The organism is Rhizobium grahamii (genome assembly GCF_009498215.1).
Lineage (GTDB): Bacteria > Pseudomonadota > Alphaproteobacteria > Rhizobiales > Rhizobiaceae > Rhizobium > Rhizobium grahamii_A.
In genome coordinates this window covers 625,839-644,828 of the sequence record NZ_CP043498.1, presented here as the reverse complement: position 1 = coordinate 644,828, position 18,990 = coordinate 625,839, and the positions used below count along the sequence as shown (strand labels likewise).

Annotated in this window: 10 protein-coding genes and 1 pseudogene; 8 read left to right on the top strand and 3 right to left on the bottom strand. The window is 60.0% G+C overall.

What is annotated here, in order from left to right; genetic code table 11:
- Positions 1 to 206 precede the first annotated feature (206 nt).
- The 6 genes from FZ934_RS03195 to FZ934_RS03170 all read left to right on the top strand — a co-directional run bounded on the left by FZ934_RS03195 (position 207) and on the right by FZ934_RS03170 (position 8,339).
- Positions 207 to 995: an SDR family oxidoreductase gene (locus FZ934_RS03195; RefSeq protein WP_153269888.1), complete on the top strand. Its 789-nt coding sequence runs from the start codon at positions 207 to 209 to the stop codon at positions 993 to 995.
- Positions 996 to 1,216: 221 nt separating this feature from the next.
- Positions 1,217 to 2,494: an efflux RND transporter periplasmic adaptor subunit gene (locus tag FZ934_RS03190; RefSeq protein ID WP_153269887.1), complete on the top strand. Its 1,278-nt coding sequence runs from the start codon at positions 1,217 to 1,219 to the stop codon at positions 2,492 to 2,494.
- Complete coding sequence (locus tag FZ934_RS03185) at positions 2,491 to 5,607, top strand: efflux RND transporter permease subunit (protein WP_153269886.1); 3,117 nt, start codon at positions 2,491 to 2,493, stop codon at positions 5,605 to 5,607. The genes FZ934_RS03190 and FZ934_RS03185 overlap by 4 nt, the downstream gene beginning before the upstream one ends.
- 167 nt (positions 5,608 to 5,774) lie before the next feature.
- The gene (locus FZ934_RS03180) at positions 5,775 to 7,067 is read left to right on the top strand and encodes an Hsp70 family protein (RefSeq protein ID WP_153269885.1); all 1,293 of its coding nucleotides are present in this window, start codon (positions 5,775 to 5,777) and stop codon (positions 7,065 to 7,067) included.
- 61 nt (positions 7,068 to 7,128) lie between these two features.
- The gene (locus tag FZ934_RS03175; protein ID WP_153272350.1) at positions 7,129 to 7,995 is read left to right on the top strand and encodes a uracil-DNA glycosylase; all 867 of its coding nucleotides are present in this window, start codon (positions 7,129 to 7,131) and stop codon (positions 7,993 to 7,995) included.
- 152 nt (positions 7,996 to 8,147) lie between these two features.
- Positions 8,148 to 8,339, top strand: a complete 192-nt coding sequence (locus FZ934_RS03170; RefSeq protein WP_153269884.1) for a hypothetical protein — start codon at positions 8,148 to 8,150, stop codon at positions 8,337 to 8,339.
- A 39-nt stretch (positions 8,340 to 8,378) separates the two neighbouring features.
- Here FZ934_RS03170 and FZ934_RS03165 read toward each other — a convergent pair.
- Positions 8,379 to 9,244: pseudogene (locus FZ934_RS03165) on the bottom strand (hypothetical protein).
- A 219-nt stretch (positions 9,245 to 9,463) separates the two neighbouring features.
- Positions 9,464 to 10,393 (bottom strand): DMT family transporter, encoded by a 930-nt coding sequence (locus FZ934_RS03160; protein ID WP_153269883.1) that lies wholly within the window; start codon positions 10,391 to 10,393, stop codon positions 9,464 to 9,466.
- A gap of 332 nt (positions 10,394 to 10,725) precedes the next feature.
- On the opposite strand from FZ934_RS03160, the gene pepN reads away from it, so the two are divergent.
- Positions 10,726 to 13,365 carry an aminopeptidase N gene (gene pepN / locus FZ934_RS03155; RefSeq protein WP_153269882.1) on the top strand — a complete coding sequence of 880 codons (2,640 nt, stop codon included), beginning with the start codon at positions 10,726 to 10,728 and terminating at the stop codon, positions 13,363 to 13,365.
- Between the two features lie 181 nt (positions 13,366 to 13,546).
- Positions 13,547 to 15,865 (top strand): PAS domain-containing sensor histidine kinase, encoded by a 2,319-nt coding sequence (locus tag FZ934_RS03150; RefSeq protein ID WP_153269881.1) that lies wholly within the window; start codon positions 13,547 to 13,549, stop codon positions 15,863 to 15,865.
- Between the two features lie 99 nt (positions 15,866 to 15,964).
- Here FZ934_RS03150 and FZ934_RS03145 read toward each other — a convergent pair whose 3' ends face one another.
- Entirely contained in the window at positions 15,965 to 18,919 is a 2,955-nt protein-coding gene (locus FZ934_RS03145; RefSeq protein WP_153269880.1) for a bifunctional [glutamine synthetase] adenylyltransferase/[glutamine synthetase]-adenylyl-L-tyrosine phosphorylase, read from the bottom strand.
- Positions 18,920 to 18,990: the final 71 nt, after the last annotated feature.

Genomic DNA, 18,990 nt, shown 5'->3' with positions numbered 1-18,990 from the left:
AGTGGTTATCTCTTGTCAAAACGCAGAAGCATTGTCGAGCCGGGAAGCGACAGCCAATCTCCCATTTCGCGCAATGATATTCCTCCGCACAAACAAATAGAACGCACCTTACGTTAACGTCAATATTTTATCGGACGATTGCCGACTTCGTCTTTCCCTCCCGCAGCCGAACGTCCTATAGATCGATGATAGTATGGAGGCTGAAAATGGATCTCGGAATCAAGGGGAAGCGGGCGCTGGTCCTGGCATCGTCGCGCGGCCTCGGTCGCGGAATTGCCGTCGCATTGGCGCGCGAGGGCGTCAACGTGCTTCTCTGCGGCCGAAGCGGCGAAACGCTTGAAGCAAACTGCGCTGCCATCAACGCCGAGGGCAAAGGCAAGGCAGACTGGGTTTGGGCCGATCTCTTCGACGAGAACTTCGTCGAGACTGTCGGCGCAGCCGCCAACGCAAAGCTTGGCGGCATCGACATCCTGGTCAACAATACGGGAGGTCCAACGCCCGGAACCACAGAAGAGATGACCCCGGAGAAACTGGAGACTTACTTCTTCTCCATGGTTCTTCGCGTAATCTCGCTGACCAACACCCTGCTTCCCGCGATGAAGTCGCAGCAATGGGGTCGGATTCTCACGGTTGCTTCATCGGGTGTCATCGAGCCGATCCAGCAGCTTGCGCTATCCAACACGCTGCGCCCTGCCCTTGCCGGTTGGAGCAAGACGTTGGCCACCGAGGTCGGCAAGCATGGAATCACGTCGAACCTGCTGCTTCCCGGCAGCATACTGACGGACCGCCTTGATGACCTTGATGGCGCAGCGGCAAAGCGCACAGGTGAAAGCCTCGATGCGATCCGCAGCCGGAAGGAAGCAGCCATTCCGGTTGGGCGCTACGGGACGGTTGATGAGTTCGCGGCGACGGCAGCGTTCCTTTGCAGCCGGCAGGCGAGCTACATAACGGGCAGCCTTGTGCGCTGCGATGGCGGCGCCGCGCGATCCGTCTGATTAGAAAAGAGAATTGCGCTCGCTGCTCGAGAGTGGCGAGCGCGGTTGCCGAAGATGCTCAAAGCATCTATTGTATTAGAGATTCCTTTCATTACGAAAATTTAAGCTATTATAACCACTTAGTGATGGTCAGCGGCGAATTGTGTCGTTTTTGCGCCGTAATAAACGTGGTTCAATAAGGGCTGGATATTTGCGCAACCTGCCTACGACCGGTCTTAACCATGAAGAAGCTTTGGATAACCATCTGTATCATTGCCGCTGCCGGCGCTGGCGCCTGGCAATATAGAGACCGCATTCCCTACCTTTCAAGATTCACTCCCAAAGCAACGCAGCAAGCCGACGCTACCAACGGGCACGCGAGCGGCAGCGACGGCGCTCAGCAGGCCGGAGATCAGAAGAGCGGAAAGGGACACAATCGCGGCAGCGGCGGCCCGACGCTGGTGAAGACCGTTGCGGCGACGAAAACCATCCTGCCGCGTGATGTCACGGCCTCCGGCTGGGCCGATGCCGACGACAACACCACGATCGCGGCACAGGAACAGGGCCTCGTCACGGAGATTGTCGCGACCGATGGCGCGACCGTCAAGGCTGGTGACCTGATCGTCAAGCTGGACAACCGGACAGCCCAAGCAACGGTCGACAAGGATGATGCAATGACCGTCCGCGATCAGGCGACATTGCAGGAAGCCGAAACGGCCCTTACCCGTGCTGCCGACCTGCTGAGCTCAAAGGCGGGGACCCAGCAGACCTACGATCAGGCAAAGGCCGCGCGCGATACCGCTGCGGCCACCGTGCAGGCCGACAAGGCTTCCGTCGCATCGGACAAGATCCTTCTCGAGCACACAGAAATCCGGGCGCCGTTCGATGGCCGGTTGGGAGACATTGCCGTCAGCCCGGGCGCTTTCGTCAACGCGGGATCACAGATCGTTACCATCGCGAAGTACGATCCGATCTACGTCAAGTTCCATCTGCAGGAAAGCGATCTCCGCCAGCTCAAGCAGGCAATGGCGGCAGGTCCCGTGGACGTGACGACGGTTCCGCGGTCTGACAAGGGCAAGCCGCGCAAGGGACACATCAGCTTCTACGACAATACCGTCGATTCCGCGTCCGGCACGATCCTGGCAAAGGCGAAGTTCGAGAACGCTTCGGGCGCCCTCTGGCCCGGCCAGTCCGTCAACATCGTCGTCCACTTCGAGGACAACCAGCAGCAGGTCGTAGTACCGACAGTGGCAGTCAGCCCCGGTGCGAACGGTTTCTATTCGTTTGTCGTGAGGGACGGAAAGGTGCAACTGACGCCTGTGACGGTCGCGCGCGCGAATGGTGGCTTCAGCGCCATTTCCAGCGGCCTTGCCGAGGGCGATCATGTCGTTGTCGAAGGTCAGGCGCAGCTTGTCGATAAGCAGGCCGTTAAGGAACAGTTCGACGACAAGGCTCTGAACGTTGCCGGGGCGAACGAGACTGCCAAGACAGAAACCATCGTGGCGGGTACCGAGGAATGATACCGAACTTCTGTATCCAACGGCCTGTTGCAACCACATTGCTAGCCATCGGGGCCGTGCTTGCCGGCCTTGCCGGCTATCAGCTTGTGCCGGTCGCGGCACTTCCGCAGGTCGACTTTCCGACGATCAACGTGTCAGCCGCCCTGACCGGCGCATCGCCGAAAACGATGGCAACATCAGTCGCGACGCCGCTCATCAAGCAGTTCGAGACCATCCCCGGCATCAGCGAGATCAGCGCCACGAACTCGCTCGGCAATACCAGCATCGTGTTGCAGTTCGACCTGAACCGCAACATCGACGCGGCAGCCGCAGACGTGCAGGCGGCGATCTCGCATGCAACGCGTCAATTGCCCGACAACATGACGACGCCGCCGAGCTACCGCAAGACCAATCCCGCTGACGCCCCGGTCATGCTGCTTGCCGTGCAAAGCGATACGATGCCGCGCAGCAAGCTCGATGACATTGCCGAAAATATCATCTCGCCGTCGCTGGCGACGCTTCCGGGCGTGGCGGAGGTCAGCGTTTTCGGCGCCCAGACATACGCCGTGCGCGTCGAGGTCGATCCCAACAAGCTTCTCAATCGCGGCATCGGTATCGACGCGGTCAACAAGGCGCTGGTTGCGGCGAACAGTCAGGTGCCCGTCGGCACGCTGCAGAACGACAGCCAGAGCATGACGATCAATGCCGATACGCAACGGACAAATGCTGAAGAGTTCCGCTCCCTCGTCATCGCCAATCCCGGCGGAGCTCCGATCCATCTCGGCGACGTTGCCGACGTGCAGGACAGCGTCGAGAACCTGAACACCGGTAGCTGGTATGACGGCAAGCGCAGCATCCTGCTTGCAATCCAGCGTCAGCCAGACGCCAATACCGTCGAAGTGGTCGACGCCATCAGTGCGAAGCTGCCGGCCCTGCACGCGGAAATCCCCGCGTCCGTCACCACCACTGTCATGAACGACTCGGCAAAGCCGATCCGCGATGCAATCGCCGACGTGAAATTCACGCTGCTGCTGACGATCGGCCTTGTAGTGCTGGTTATCTACCTCTTCACCGGCCATCTGACGGCGACCATCATTCCCGGCCTTGCCGTGCCTCTCTCGCTGATCACGACGTTCGGCATGATGTACGTGCTCGGCTACAGTATCGACAATATCTCGCTGCTAGGGCTGACACTGGCGGTCGGCCTCGTCGTCGACGACGCGATCGTCATGCTCGAAAACATCCTTCGGCACGTGGAAGACGGCATGCCCGTGCTTCAGGCGGCGATCAAGGGTTCCGGGGAAGTCAGCTACACGATCGTTTCGATGTCCGTGTCGCTGATTGCGGTCTTCATTCCGATCCTTCTCATGGGCGGTGTCGTCGGCCGCATCTTCAACGAGTTCGGCATGGTCGTGGCGATCGCCATCGTTGCCTCCGCGATCGTGTCACTGACGGTCACGCCGATGCTGGCATCCCGGCTCGGCAGCGGTCACGAGCAGCCACCGATTTTCATTCGATGGTTCGACGCCGGTTTCGACTGGACACTGCGAGGGTACGAAAGATCCGTGGGCTGGTGCCTTGCGCATCGTCCCGCGATCCTCGGGCTGTTCCTCGCTTCGGTCGGACTGACCATCTATCTGTTCATGACCCTGCCCGCGAGCTTCTTCCCGACCGAGGATATCGGACGTCTATCAATATCCACGCGTGCCCGTCAGGATATTTCCTATCCTGCCATGCAGGAGCTTCAGAACCAGGCAGCAGCACTGGTGAAGCAGAACCCTGCCGTCAATCACGTCATGTCGATCGTCGGCGGAAATGCGCGCAGCCCGCTGAACAACGGCACGATGTATGTCGAGCTGAAGGACAAGGACCAGCGGCCGCCGCTTGACCAGACGTTGAGGGAATTGCGCGCAAGCATCGGGAAGATCGCGGGCCTTCAGGCGTTCATCACGCCACAGCAGAGCCTGCGGTTCGGTGGCCGACAGACAGCCAGCCAGTATCAGCTGGTCATTCAGGCGCTGAGTGCCGACCAGACGAACCTGTGGGCGGACAAGATTCAACAGGCCATGCGCGCCGATCCGCGATTCACGGACGTAACTTCTGATGCACAGAACAACGCTCTGCAGGCCGATATCGTCGTCGATACGGAGAAGGCCGCGGCATTCGGCATCACCGACGACCAGCTTCGGACCACGCTGCAGGAATCGTTTGGCGGTTACGCGGCGGCCCAGATCCAATCCACCGGCGAGAGCTATGACGTCCTCGTCGAGTACGACACAAGCAAGCCCTGGGACGACCAGAAGCTTCAAGACATCCGTGTTGCCTCCAGTAGCGGTGCTCTGGTGCCGTTGTCCAATTTCGCAACGGTTCGGCGCACGACCGGGCCTGTGACGATCAACCAGACGGGCCAGCTGGTTTCGACGACCGTATCCTTCAACGTGCCGGCCGGCGAATCGCTCGGCGATGCAACGGCTGCGATTGACCAGATCAAGAAGGATATCGATATGCCGACGGACATCTTCACGTCCTACGGCGGCACGGCGCAGATCTTCGAACAATCGCAGAGCAACACGCCGCTCCTGATCCTGGCAGCGGTGCTGACGATCTATGTCGTGCTCGGCGTGCTGTATGAGAGCTTCATCCATCCGCTGACGATCCTGTCCGGCCTGCCGGCGGCAGCTCTCGGTGCATTGTTGGCGCTCAAGGTCATGGGCTTCGATCTGTCGATCATTGCCCTCATCGGCCTGCTGATGCTGATCGGCATCGTCAAGAAGAACGCCATCATGATGATTGACGTGGCGCTGGAGAACCTGCGTTCCGGTACCGGAATGTCTACCTCGGAGGCAATTCACGAAGCCTGCGTCCGGCGTTTCCGGCCGATCATGATGACGACCTTCTGCGCACTGCTCGGCGCGCTGCCTATCGCTCTCGGCACGGGCGCGAGTTCGGAACTTCGCCAGCCGCTCGGTATTGCCGTCGTCGGCGGCCTCATCGTGTCGCAAGCGCTTACCCTGTTCATCACGCCCGTCATCTTCGTCGAGATGGGCAGGTTGAACGATTGGCTGCTTGGCCTCGGCCGACGGAAGAAGCATGAGGAGCAGGAAGAGCCCCGTCGGGCAATCGCCGCCGAATAAATGACGAACGGGCGCTCAGGCGCCCGTTTCATTTTTCAATCCGTCTCTTGAACAAGACAGAGCGCTGTGGCATCACGCGCGCTCTTCAAACGGGCGTGCCCTTGCCGCCCCTGGCGGAGCAATCGCTCCTGTCTCAAACAACACGATCGGCTTATGGAGGTGCGAGCATGGCTCAGGCGCTTGGTTTGGACTTCGGCACGACGAACACCGTCATCGCCATGGCCGATGGACGCGAAACACATTCGATGCGCTTTCAGAGCGCAGCTGGCGTCAGCGACAGCATGCGCACCGCCCTCTCCTTCATGAAGGATGCGCACCTTGGTGCGTCGGCGCTGAAGGTCGAGGCCGGACATGCGGCAATCCGCCAGTTCATAGACAATCCGGGTGATTGCCGATTCCTGCAGTCGATCAAGACATTCGCTGCCAGCGCCCTTTTCCAGGGAACTTTGATCCACGCCAAGCGCCATAGTTTCCAGGATCTCATGGAGGTCTTCATTCGGCGGCTGAAGCACTATGCCGGTGAGCAATGGCCGTCTGACGTGTCCCGCATCGTTACTGGCAGGCCTGTTCATTTCGCCGGCGCCAATCCCGATCCGGCACTTGCCACCGAGCGCTACAACGAGGCGCTTTCTCGATTCGGCTTCCCTGAGATCCATTACGTGTACGAGCCCGTCGCGGCAGCGTTCTATTTCGCACAGCACCTGACATCCGATGCAACAGTTCTCGTTGCCGACTTCGGTGGCGGTACGACCGACTACTCGCTGATCCGCTTCGAAACGAACGGCGGCAAGCTCTCGGCAACGCCGATCGGTCATTCGGGCGTGGGCGTCGCCGGCGATCATTTCGACTATCGGATGATCGACAACATCGTCGCCCCGCAGATCGGCAAGGGCAGCCACTTCAAGAGCTTCGACAAGATACTAGAAGTGCCCACCAACTATTATTCGAGCTTCGGCCGGTGGAACCAGCTGTCGATCTTCAAGACCTCCCGCGAGTTCGAGGATCTGAAGAAGCTTGTCCGCACGGCGCTCGAGCCCGACAAGCTCGAGATGTTCATTGATCTCGTCGATCACGACGAGGGTTATCCGCTCTATCAAGCCGTGTCCGCGACCAAGATGGCGCTCTCGTCATCCGACGAGGCAGGCTTCGATTTCGGCCCGCTCGGCCGTGGCGGTCATCGCACCGTCACCCGCTCCGATTTCGAGACATGGATTGCAGACGATCTCGCCAAGATCGAGGGCGCCCTGGACGATGTCCTGCAGAAGACCAACACGCCGGCCTCGGCGATCGACAAGGTCTTCCTCACGGGAGGGACATCGTTCGTGCCTGCGGTGCGCCAGATCTTCACCAGACGTTTCGAAACGGACAAGATCGAGACCGGCGGTGAGCTTCTTTCCGTCGCGCACGGCCTGGCGCTGATCGGCGAACGCGACGATATCGATCAATGGACGGTGCAATAGCGGATTGAAGGCCCGCGTCGGGCTTTCCTTGCCGCGAGCGCTTCGATAAGCTTTGCATATGATCTCCTCCGCCAACGATCTTTCAGCAGGACAACTTTCCGCCCTTCTGCATTTTTACGCAGAAGCCGGTGTGGAATGGATGTTGGAAGAAGAGGCCGTCGACCGCTTTGCCGAGTTCGACGCGTTGAAGAGCGCCCGCAGGACGGCCTCAGCCGCTGCACCGCAGAGCGATAATCAGCAGGCGGCATCCCGCACGTCCCCTTCCCCACGACAGACACCACAGCCCGACCGCGCGGCCGGCATGCCGCAGCCGGCAATTCCGGATGGCGAAGCCGTCCAGCAGGCGCGTTTCGCGGCGGAGACGGCGCGCTCGCTGACGGAACTCAAAACGGCAATCGAGGCGTTCGACGGCTGTAACCTGAAGCGTAGCGCGCGGTCGACGATCTTCGCCAGCGGCGACGCCGCGAGCGGCATCATGCTGATCGGCTCCGGACCCGGTGCCGATGATGACAGGGAGGGGGCGCCATTTGCGGGACGCCCCGGCCAGTTGCTCGACAAGATGCTGGCAGCAATCGGTCTCGACCGCGCTCAGATACTGCTCACACAGGTCATTCCCTGGCGTCCGCCGGGAAACCGTGTCGCTTCCTCCGCGGAAATGGAGATCTGCCGGCCGTTCATCGAGCGTCAGATCGCGCTTGCAGAACCCAAAGTGATTCTCTTGCTTGGAAATTTCGCCGCACGCGTGTTCCTTGGCGAGAACGACACGATCCATGGCCTCCGCGGTCAATGGCGGGAAATCGCTGCCGGCGGACATATTGTTCCCGCAATCGCCACCCTGCATCCGCAGGATCTCCTCACCGCGCCGATCAATAAACGCTTGGCTTGGAACGACTTACTGGAACTCAAGCGGAAAATCGCAGATCTCTGATCTGCATTAAAAATAGACAATTCTAAATCTTTTATGAAATAAGTTATGCAAATAACGCATATCTGTTTCGTATTCTTATGCGTTGCAAAATTCATTGTGCAACGCAATATTAGCGGTGTGTCTTGGGAGGAATCAGAACAGGAACCAAGGCAATGACAGCACCTTTTCGTACAATGCATTGCAGGTTTGAAACCCTGCGCACTGCGAGCAATCGCGCCCGCACCACACAGAGCTACAGCCATTCCGGCTTTGCCGCGAACGAGCAGATGACCGCTCGCGGCACCGGAACGAGCAGCCGCATCGCCCGCCCCGCGGCGATCTTTGCTGATTTCCAGCAATACTGAGGCAGACGTGACTTGCCGGCGACGCGCCGGCAATACGGTCTATTTCACCGTCGCTTTCGCCCATTCAAAGGCTTCTGCCACATAGGCGAACTTTATCGCCTGCCAGCGGCAGTATTCATCGACAAACTCGCGCGAGATCAGCAGCAGCGGTTTCCGCGACGCTGACGGCTGCTGCCATTCGAGGCATCCCTGCTGCGCAGCCTTCGCAATCAGCCTCTGCATATGCGTACGCGACATCATGAAGTCGGCGGCGAGCGCCCGGCTGTCGATCGGCCCCACCATGAAGTTGTCAGGATCATCACCGTCGAGATCGATTTGCGACATGAAGTGATCGACGATAAGGCCCCCGCGTCGTTCCAGAGGAACAGGGCGACCTTATCGGGAGGCTCCCGCCAGGCAGAATCCCGAAGGCAGTTTCTGGCGATCCGTGGCTGCATGAGGCGTATCCAGTGCGGATGCGCTTCGAATTGTGGCGCACGATCACCCCCATCGAGAATGTCGAGAGCGCATAGATTGGACCATACCCAACTCATCATCGCCTGATGGCTCACCTCGGCCGGCTCGTAATGACGTGGCCGTTTGCGCTGCTCTCCAGGCTCGTAGGCAATGAAGCGATACGTCAGCAATTCATCGATGAAACTCAAAACGGTGTTGCGGCTTGCTACCTTGAACGGGGTAATCTCGCTGGCGAGCCCCACGGCTGTAAAGCCCGAGGCGGGATCGGCCATATCGCGCTCCATGGACAGAGCGTAGGCCATCTGCGTCAGCAGCCAACGCTGCTGGGAAGCGAGCAATCTTGCCAGACGCGGGCCCGCCTCGAACATGCCGCGCATTCTGCCTGCATGAAAACGAATACCAAGAATGAATTTTGGATTGGCAGCAAGCTCATCGGCACTAAACGACATGGTTTTCCCGGCATCCCCACGCGCTGAACTCCGTAATCCGAAGCCGCTACCGTCGTCCCTACCGAACATGCAGCCGCGCACATAAATGAAGTTTATTCATCTTCAGTAAGCACGGCTTGTGCCCGGACGCCAGCCATCATTTTCACGGAATTGCTTTGCGCACACGTAAAAGTCGCAGAAGCGATACATGTGCGAGATCAATATTTTAGCGGAGGCGTTTTAAGCGCTCAGATCGCGCGCGCTACGTCGCTGGAGCTGAAGTCGGTGTTCCCGGTATATGATGAATATACCGGCTGCGACGATAACCAGCGTGCCGAGCAGCATGCTTGAAGTCGGCACTTCCTCGAACAGGACGTAGCCGATGACGCCGCCGAGCACGATCGAGGTATATTCGAACGGCGCAACCGTGGAGACGTCGGCGTGGCGGTAGCTCTCCGTCAACAGGATCTGCGCGACACCCCCGCAGAAGCCCGCAGCGATCAGGAACATTTGCGGTTCGAGTTCGAGAATGTCCCAGCCAAACGGCACCGTCACCAACGACATGACCGAAGCGGTGATCGAGAAATACAGGACGATTGTCGACGTCTTCTCTTCCTCAACCAGCTTACGCACCTGGATCATCGCCATGCCGCCGAGGACAGATGCCAGAAGAACGGTTACGGCGCCGACGGCCTGTTCGGCCTGAACGCCGCCCTCGCGAAACAGCGTCAGCTTCGGCCAGGAGACGATCGAAACTCCGACCAAGCCGATAACGACGGCCGTCCATCGGTAGATTCGAACGGTCTCGCCAAGAAACAGCGCGGCAAACACCACGGCCACGAGAGGTGTCGCATATCCGAGCGCAATGGCTTCCGGAAGCGGCAGGTGTATCAGCCCGTAGAAGCCCAGGCCCATCGAAATGATCCCCAGCGTCCCACGCTTTAGGTGACCGACGGGGTTCGATGTATAGAAGGAACTGCGCAATTGCCCGCGATAGGCAAGATAGGCCATGATCGGAAACAGCGCAAAGAACGACCGGCAGAAAGTCACCTGCCCCGGCTGGATCCCCGTTCCGGCAAGCTTGATGAAGGTCTGCATCGCAACGAAAGTGACCACCGACGCCACCTTGAACGCGATGCCTCTCATTGGATTTTCGAAAACCGACCCCATCGGAAGCTCGCATTCTTGCAGGCGGGAGAGCGCGTCAGACTCGACGCATGAAGAGTGTGGCAGCGCTTGCCGGCAAATAACAGACCCATTGCCAAATAATTGTCGATACGTGCTTTTTGTCCGCGGGGCGAGCAGATTGGCGTGAGATACGGGACGCCGCTCGGCCGGTTTGGCCAAGTATCTCTCTTGCGCCGACGCAATCAAAACTTGGCGGCAGCGCGTTTCGCTTTAGCTTTGGTTCAGATTTTAATGTAATTATCCGCATCCAAGTCTGCGGGAGAGCTCCCAACTCCGCCTGCGACAGCATCGTATAAAGGCCTTCAGGGAACACCATGCGCACAGACAGCGGCCAGGTCATCAATCTGGCAGATTACCGCCCCACCGACTTCGTTCTGGAGCGTGTGGACCTGACCTTCGAGCTGGACCCGACAGAGACAAAAGTCGAATCCCGATTGATCTTCCATCGGCGCGAGGGCGCCGATACGTCGGCACCGCTGGTGCTTGACGGTGACGAGCTGGCCTTGGCCGGCTTGCTCTTCGACCAGATCGAAATGGCTCCCGACCAATATACGGCAACGCCGGAGAGCCTGACTGTTCGCGACCTCCCGGAATCGGACCCCTTCGAGCTGACGATCACCACGATCATCAACCCCGAAGCCAACACAAAACTTATGGGGCTCTATCGTACAGGCGGCATCTACAGCACGCAGTGCGAAGCCGAAGGTTTCCGCAGGATCACCTATTTCCCGGATCGTCCGGATGTCCTGGCGCCCTACACGGTGAACATCATCGCGGAAAAGGCTACCAACCCACTGCTTCTTTCGAACGGAAACTTCCTCGGTGGCGCCGGCTACGGCGAAGGCAAGCACTTCGCCGCCTGGTTCGATCCACACCCGAAGCCGAGCTACCTGTTTGCGCTGGTCGCGGGCGACCTCGGCGTGATCGAAGACACCTTCACAACCATGTCCGGCCGTGAAGTCGCTCTGAAGATCTATGTCGAGCATGGCAAGGAACCCCGCGCCGGATACGCGATGGATGCGCTGAAGCGCTCCATGAAGTGGGACGAAGACGTCTTCGGACGCGAGTACGATCTCGATATTTTCATGATCGTCGCCGTTTCCGACTTCAATATGGGCGCGATGGAAAACAAGGGGCTGAATGTCTTCAACGACAAGTACGTCCTCGCCGATCCAGAAACCGCGACCGATGCCGATTATGCGAATATCGAAGCGATCATCGCGCACGAGTATTTCCACAACTGGACGGGCAACCGCATTACCTGCCGCGACTGGTTCCAGCTGTGCCTGAAGGAAGGCCTGACGGTCTATCGCGATCACGAATTCTCGTCCGATCAGCGTTCGCGTCCCGTCAAACGCATCGCGGAAGTTCGGCACCTGAAGTCAGAACAGTTCCCGGAAGACGGCGGGCCGCTCGCTCATCCGGTGCGGCCGACGCAGTACCGCGAGATCAACAACTTCTACACCACGACAGTCTACGAGAAGGGCAGTGAAGTTACCCGGATGATCGCGACCTTGCTCGGCAAGGAGACGTTCAAGAAGGGAATGGATCTCTACTTCGAACGACACGACGGCCAGGCCGTCACTATCGAAGACTTCGTCAAGTGCTTCGAGGATGTCAGCGGCCGCGATCTGGCGCAGTTTTCTCTTTGGTACCAGCAGGCAGGTACGCCGCTTGTTACTGCCTCTGGCAGCTACGACGCGACAGCAAAGACCTTCGCCCTGTCGCTTGAACAGATGATCCCGGCGACACCCGGCCAGACCGACAAGAAGCCGATGCATATCCCGCTCAGCCTCGCGCTGTTTGCCGAAGATGGGGCCCAGTTGCAGCCGTCGTCGGTCACTGGCGCCGAATATGCTGGGGAAATCCTGCACCTCACGGACCGAGCGCAAACAGCAGTCTTCCACTGCATCGCATCCCGTCCAGTGGTGTCGATCAATCGCAGCTTCTCCGCACCGATCAAGCTGCACTTCGATCAGACGGCTGCCGATCTTGCACTGCTGGCGCGCAACGAAACCGATCATTTCGCCCGCTGGCAGGCGCTGACCGACCTGGCCTTGCCGACCCTTTTAAAGGCAGCGCGCGACGGGCATTCCGCGTCCGCCGATCGTACATTCGTCGAGCCCCTTCTGGCGGCTGCGGCCGACGACAGCCTTGAACCCGCGTTCCGCGCTCAGGCTCTCGCTCTGCCGAGTGAATCGGACATTGCCCGTGAACTCGGCGGCAACAACGATCCGGACGCCATCCATGCCGGCCGTCAGGCGATCATGAAGCAGGTGGCCGATGCCGGCCGCGATGTTTTCCTGAAGCTGCACGAGACGATGCTGACCGCGGGCGACTTTACGCCGGATGCGAAGAGCGCCGGACGGCGTGCGCTTCGCAATACCGCGCTGGTCTATCTTTCGTATGCCGAAGCGTCTCCATCGAGAGCAAAAGCGGCATTCGATGCGGCCAACAACATGACGGACCTGATGCAGGCGCTGACCATTCTGGCGCACCGCTTCCCTGACAGCGCGGAAGCCGCCGACGCGCTCGAGACCTTCCGCGATCGGTTCGCGGACAATGCGCTCGTGATCGACAAGTGGTTCTCCGTCCAGGCGACCATTCCCGGCGCAAAGACGCTCGACCGCGTGGTCGAACTCATGGAAAACCCTCTTTTTATCCGGACGAACCCGAACCGGGTTCGATCGCTGATCGGGACCTTCGCCTTCACCAACCCCACGGGGATCGGACGGGCCGATGGAGAGGGCTATCGTTTCCTCGCTCGCGAGATCCTTGATATCGACGCTCGCAACCCACAGTTGGCCGCGCGCCTACTGACATCCATGCGTTCCTGGCGCTCACTGGAGCCCGTTCGGGCCGAGCATGCACGCAAGGCACTGACCGAAATTCAGCAGTCCGACAAGCTCTCTACAGACGTTCGCGACATCGTCGAACGGACGCTGCAAGGGTGATTTGCAGCAGGGCGCGGCGAAACGACAGTTAGCCGCGCAAGCTGTTTGAAAGAAAAATCAGCACTTAGAATCAGTTACCAGATTTTTACCTTTTCCTCTGGACAAGGCGAATCACCGATGATTCACTGTGTCAGGTTCAAGCGAGCGGCGCTTCGAATCACACGAGGGATCAGGGCAAAACATGATGAACGTGCGGCGGGCAACCGTGGCCGAGGGACGGCTGCGTGTCGATTTCGAAGGGCTGCGCGCGTTGCGTGACAGCTTTGCCGAAAGCAGCGCCGCGCCTGCAGATGTCCCTTCCCGCAATTTCACCTATGCCGAGAATGTGCTGAAGCGCACCATCCCCCTCCTTATCGTCGCATTCCTGACGGTTGTCGCCGCCTCCCACTTCTTTGGCATGATGTCCGAATACAGCCGGATGGAAGCTGCCGCCCGCCATTCGACGGCTCTGGCAGCCGCTACCGCCGCCGCAGCATTCGCGGACGCCGACGACCTGTTCGAAGCCGGCACCGTCGCAGCCGCTCAAGAACGTCTTGCCCGCTTCCTGCCCCAGGATCGTCTCGACGACGATGCGTTCGTGTTGCTCGTGCAGCCGACAGGCAAGGTCTTCGCGGCCTCCGCAGCCGGCGCTGCCTACATCGGCACAAGTGTCGGCGATTTCTTTTCCGACATCTCGTCGGCCCGGCGTTTCGCCGATCGCGCCGGCGTTATCGAAACGATGATCAGCGGCCGTTCGCACTATGCCGAAATCACGTTGATCGGCAGCTCTGGCGGCTATGTCGTCGCCGCGACGTCGCTCGATCGGATCAGCAAGCTCTGGCGCGAGGAAGTGACCCTCAACGTCACGCTCTTTGCCGGCATCTCCTCGATCCTGCTCGTTGTCCTCTACGCCTATTACATGCAGGTCAGACGCGCGCGGGACGCCGACGATATCTTCCTGGAATCCAACCTGCGCGTCGAGACCGCGCTTTCCCGCGGCCGCTGCGGTCTGTGGGATTTCGATTTCGACCGGCGGGAATTCTTCTGGTCGCGCTCCATGTACGAGATGCTGGGGCTTCCGGCATCCGACAAGAACATGTGCTTCGGCGATGCCGCCCGCCTCATGCATCCTGACGACAGCGGGATTTACGAGATCGCCCGCTCCGTCGCCGGCGGCGACTTCGAGCAGATCGACCAGATTTTCCGGATGCGTCATGCGGCCGGCCACTATGTCTGGATGCGCGCTCGTGCACAGGTGATCCGCACCACCGGCGGCCGCGTTCATATGATTGGCATCGCAATGGACGTGACGGAACAGCACCGCCTTGCACAGCGCTATGCCGAAGCCGACCAGCGGCTCGCCGACGCCATCGAATGCACGTCCGAGGCGTTCGTGCTTTGGGATAAGAACGACCGGCTGGTGATGTGCAATGCCCACTTCCAGCAAGCCTACGGCCTGCCGGACAGCGTGCTGGTTCCCGGCACCGAGCGCGTGATCGTCAATGCAGCGGCGGCACGCCCGGTCATTGAACGCCGCATCGCTGACGCCGACGGCAATGGTTACAGCCGCACCAGCGAGGTGCAGCTTGCCGACGAGCGCTGGCTGCAGATCAACGAACGGCGCACGCGCGACGGCGGCATGGTTTCCGTCGGTACCGACATCACCCTGCTGAAACGGAACCAGGAGCGCCTGCGCGACTCCGAGCGCCGCCTGATGGCAACGATCGGCGACCTCTCCGCCTCGCGCCAGAGCCTCGAAAGTCAGAAGTCAGCACTCTCTGTCGCGAACACGAACTACCTTGCCGAAAAGGAACGCGCGGAAGCAGCCAACAAGGCGAAATCCGAGTTCCTCGCCAATATGTCTCATGAGCTGCGCACGCCGCTCAACGCCATTCTCGGCTTTTCGGAAATCCTGCAGGATCAGATGTTCGGTCCGCTTGGCTCAACCAAGTATGACGAATATGCGCGCGACATTCACCACAGCGGCAAGCATCTCCTGAACGTCATCAACGACATTCTCGACATGTCGAAGATCGAAGCAGGCCATATGAAGCTTCAGTGCGAGCAGATCGATTTGCTGCCGCTGATCGAGGAAAGCCTCCGCTTCACGGCCATCCCTGCCAACGAGAAGAACATCCAGATCGAACAGTGCATTCGCGATGGCATGACGCTGACCGCCGATCGTCGGGCTGTGAAGCAAATCCTGCTGAACCTTCTTTCGAATGCCGTGAAATTCACCAATGAGGGCGGCCGTATCGCGGTTCGCACGCGCCGCGCCAATGGCAGCGTCATCCTGACCATCGCCGATACCGGTATCGGTATTCCCAAAGCCGCGATCAATAAGATCGGCCAGCCCTTCGAACAGGTCCAGAGCCAGTATGCAAAGAGCAAAGGCGGCTCCGGCCTGGGGCTTGCGATCTCCCGCTCCCTGACCATGCTTCACGGTGGATCGATGAAGATCCGGTCACGAGAGGCAGTCGGCACCGTCATCTCACTGCGTATTCCGGACGCTGCGCACTAAAGCACGTCGCGATCTTTCAGATTCGCTCATGCGCTTTAGCTCCTTGTTTTCTCACATGTCTTTTTCCCGAAACCGACGACCACTTTCGGGAGACATGCTTTAAGGCACCACCACCGACTGCAAGATACGCCGAACGGATTTTCCGAGCCGCTTCAACTCACCTTCGAGCGTCTTGATGTCGGGGCAATCGCCTGCGCGGCAGACAAGATCGATCAGACCGGCAGGCGCCTCCTTGGGATCGAACAGCCCATCGATGCAGAGACGGATCAGCTGCGACAGCTCGGTATAAAGCTGAAAAGCCTCCAGGCAGGTGTCGACATCACCGGCGGAAATCAGTCGCCCGCCCAAGAGCTTCAGAGCCTCGCCGGTATTCAGCCCGTTGACCTTGGCCTCGACACCCCTGGCAGGCGCGGCCAGCGCGAGATACTGCGCGATGAATTCGATATCGATCACCCCGCCCGGAATGAGCTTCAAATCCCAGGCGCTGGCAGGTGGTTTCTCACTTTCGATCAGCTGGCGCATCTCGGTGACGTCGCGAGCGAGCTTGGCCGGCTCGCGACGCCGCGAGAGAACATCCGTTACGATGCTCTCGGCTTCCGCGATCAGCTCGGCGTCGCCACAGATCAGGCGGGCGCGGCTGAGTGCCATATGCTCCCACGTCCAGGCTTCTTCCCGCTGGTACTTTCCGAACGCATTGATCCGTGTTGCGACGGGGCCCTTGTTGCCGGAGGGACGCAGGCGCATGTCGACTTCGTAGAGAACGCCTTCGGCGGTCGGCGCGGAAAGGGCAGCGATCAGCCGCTGCGTCATCCGCGTGAAATAGCGAACGGCGTCCAGAGGCTTTTCGCCCACCGATTCCGGCGCTGAATCGTCGTAGTCGTAGAGCAGGATGAGATCGATGTCGGAACCGGCCGTCAGCTCGAAGCTGCCGAGCTTGCCCATGCCCGCAACGGCAACGCGGCCGCCGGGGAATGCGCCATAGGATGCCTCCATTTCCTGACGCACGGCGTTCAGCGCCGCTTCGATGATCAGGTCTGCAAGGTGCGTGAAGGCGCGCGCCGCCATTGCGCCATTGATCGTGCCGGTCAGCAGACGGATGCCGATGAGGAACCGCTGCTCGGCTGCGAAAATGCGCAACCGGTCCAGCACTTCCTCATAATACCGCGCCTGCAGCAGAGACCCCTTCAGCCGCTCGGCCAGATACTCGCGCGTCGGCAATTCGGCCATCAGGCCGGGATCGAGCATGCCATCGAAAACGTGGGGCTTCGCGGCAATCACCTCCGCAAGCTTCGGCGCCGCCGACATGATGTTGACGATCAGCGATAGCAGCGCCGGATTGCTGCCGAGCAGCGAGAATAGCTGAATGCCCGCCGGCAGCCCCGAGATGAAGCTGTCGAACCGCAGAATCGCTTCGTCCGCGCGCTTGCTCTCGCCAAAGACGCGTAGCAGTTCGGGGGCAAGCTCGGTCAGGCGTTCCCGAGCTTCAACGGATTGGGTCGCCTTGTAGCGTCCGTAGTGCCAGGTGCGAATGACGCGCGATATGTCCGATGGCCGTTCGAACCCCAGCTTGCGCAACGTGATCAGGGTGTCCGGATCATCATTCTGCCCGGTGAAGACCAAATTTCCCGTTTCCGTCGAAAGGCGGTTTTCCTGTTCGAAGAGGCGGGCATAGCGCCGCTCCACGGTCCGGAAGGTCTCCACCAGTTTTTCCGCGAAGCTCGGCGTGTCGCCGAAGCCCATCATGAACGCGATGCGCTTCAGCTCCGCCTCGGTCTCGGGCAGCAGATGCGTCTGCTCGTCACGAACCATCTGGATGCGATGTTCGACATCGCGAAGATACCAGTATGCGTCGATGAGCTCGTCGCGTGTTTCCTCGTCGATCCATTTCGCCTTTGTCAGCTCGACGAGCGTCTCCTCGGTGCCGCGCGAGCGCAGAACGGGCATGCGCCCGCCGGCAATCAGCTGCTGCGTCTGAACGAAGAACTCTATCTCGCGGATGCCGCCGCGGCCGAGCTTGACGTTGTGGCCTTTGACGGCAATCGCTCCGTGGCCCTTATGAGCATGGATCTGTCGCTTGATCGAATGGATGTCGGCGATCGCGGCGTAATCGAGATACTTGCGAAAGACGAAGGGAACGAGGCCGCGCAGGAATTGCTCGCCCGCCCGCAGGTCACCTGCCACAGCGCGTGCCTTGATAAAGGCGGCGCGTTCCCAGTTCTGCCCTCGCCCTTCATAATAGATCATCGCAGCATCGACAGAGATCGCGAGCGGTGTGGAGCCCGGATCGGGGCGCAATCGAAGGTCGGTCCGGAAGACGTAGCCATCCGCGGTACGCTCCTGCATGATCCGCACCAGCCGCCGCATCAGGCGCGGGAAGACCTCGATCGCGTCGTCAGGATCCTCCAGAATTCCAGCCTGCTCGTCGAAAAAGACGACCAGATCGATATCGGACGAATAGTTCAGCTCGGAGGCGCCTAGCTTTCCCATGCCGAGAACGATCAGCCCCGATCCTTCGCTGGGGCGCTCAACATCCTTCAGGCGCAGCTTGCGGCTCTCATGGGCGCTCAGCAACAGGTGATCGATGGCAGCGCTGACGGTTGCCTCGGCGAGCCGGCTCAGCCATGCGGTGGTCACCCTGCCATCAAAGATCCGGCCGAGATCGGCTAGGGCAAGCAAGAACGCAACCCGACGCTTCGCGATCCGCAGACGGCTCATAACGTCCGCTTCGCTCGGAGCGCCTGCGCCAGTCGGTCTCCATGCATTCCTGGCCTCGTCGACCAGGGCCTCGATCTGAGGTTCCAGAGGCTCGGCAATAGCCCCAACCAGGGCGGGCGGATCGATGTTTGCGATCTCCCGCAGGTAGGGCGACAAGGTCAGCGCAGCGGTGACGAATTCCTTCAGGGCGCTCTCTTCGTTGAGCAGGCTCGCGACGACAGGCTCGCTCTTGCCGATCTTCTGCAGGTCGGCAAGCGTCAGCTTCAACTCGGTCTTGTTCAATGGCCTGAGAAGGCCTTCCGTCACGTCCCTGAGGCTGTGCATCGATGTCGTCAGCATGCGCCCTCCCTGGCTACAGCAAACGGCCGGTAGGGAATCACACGTCCCTCCGGCTGTTGCCGAATAAACTA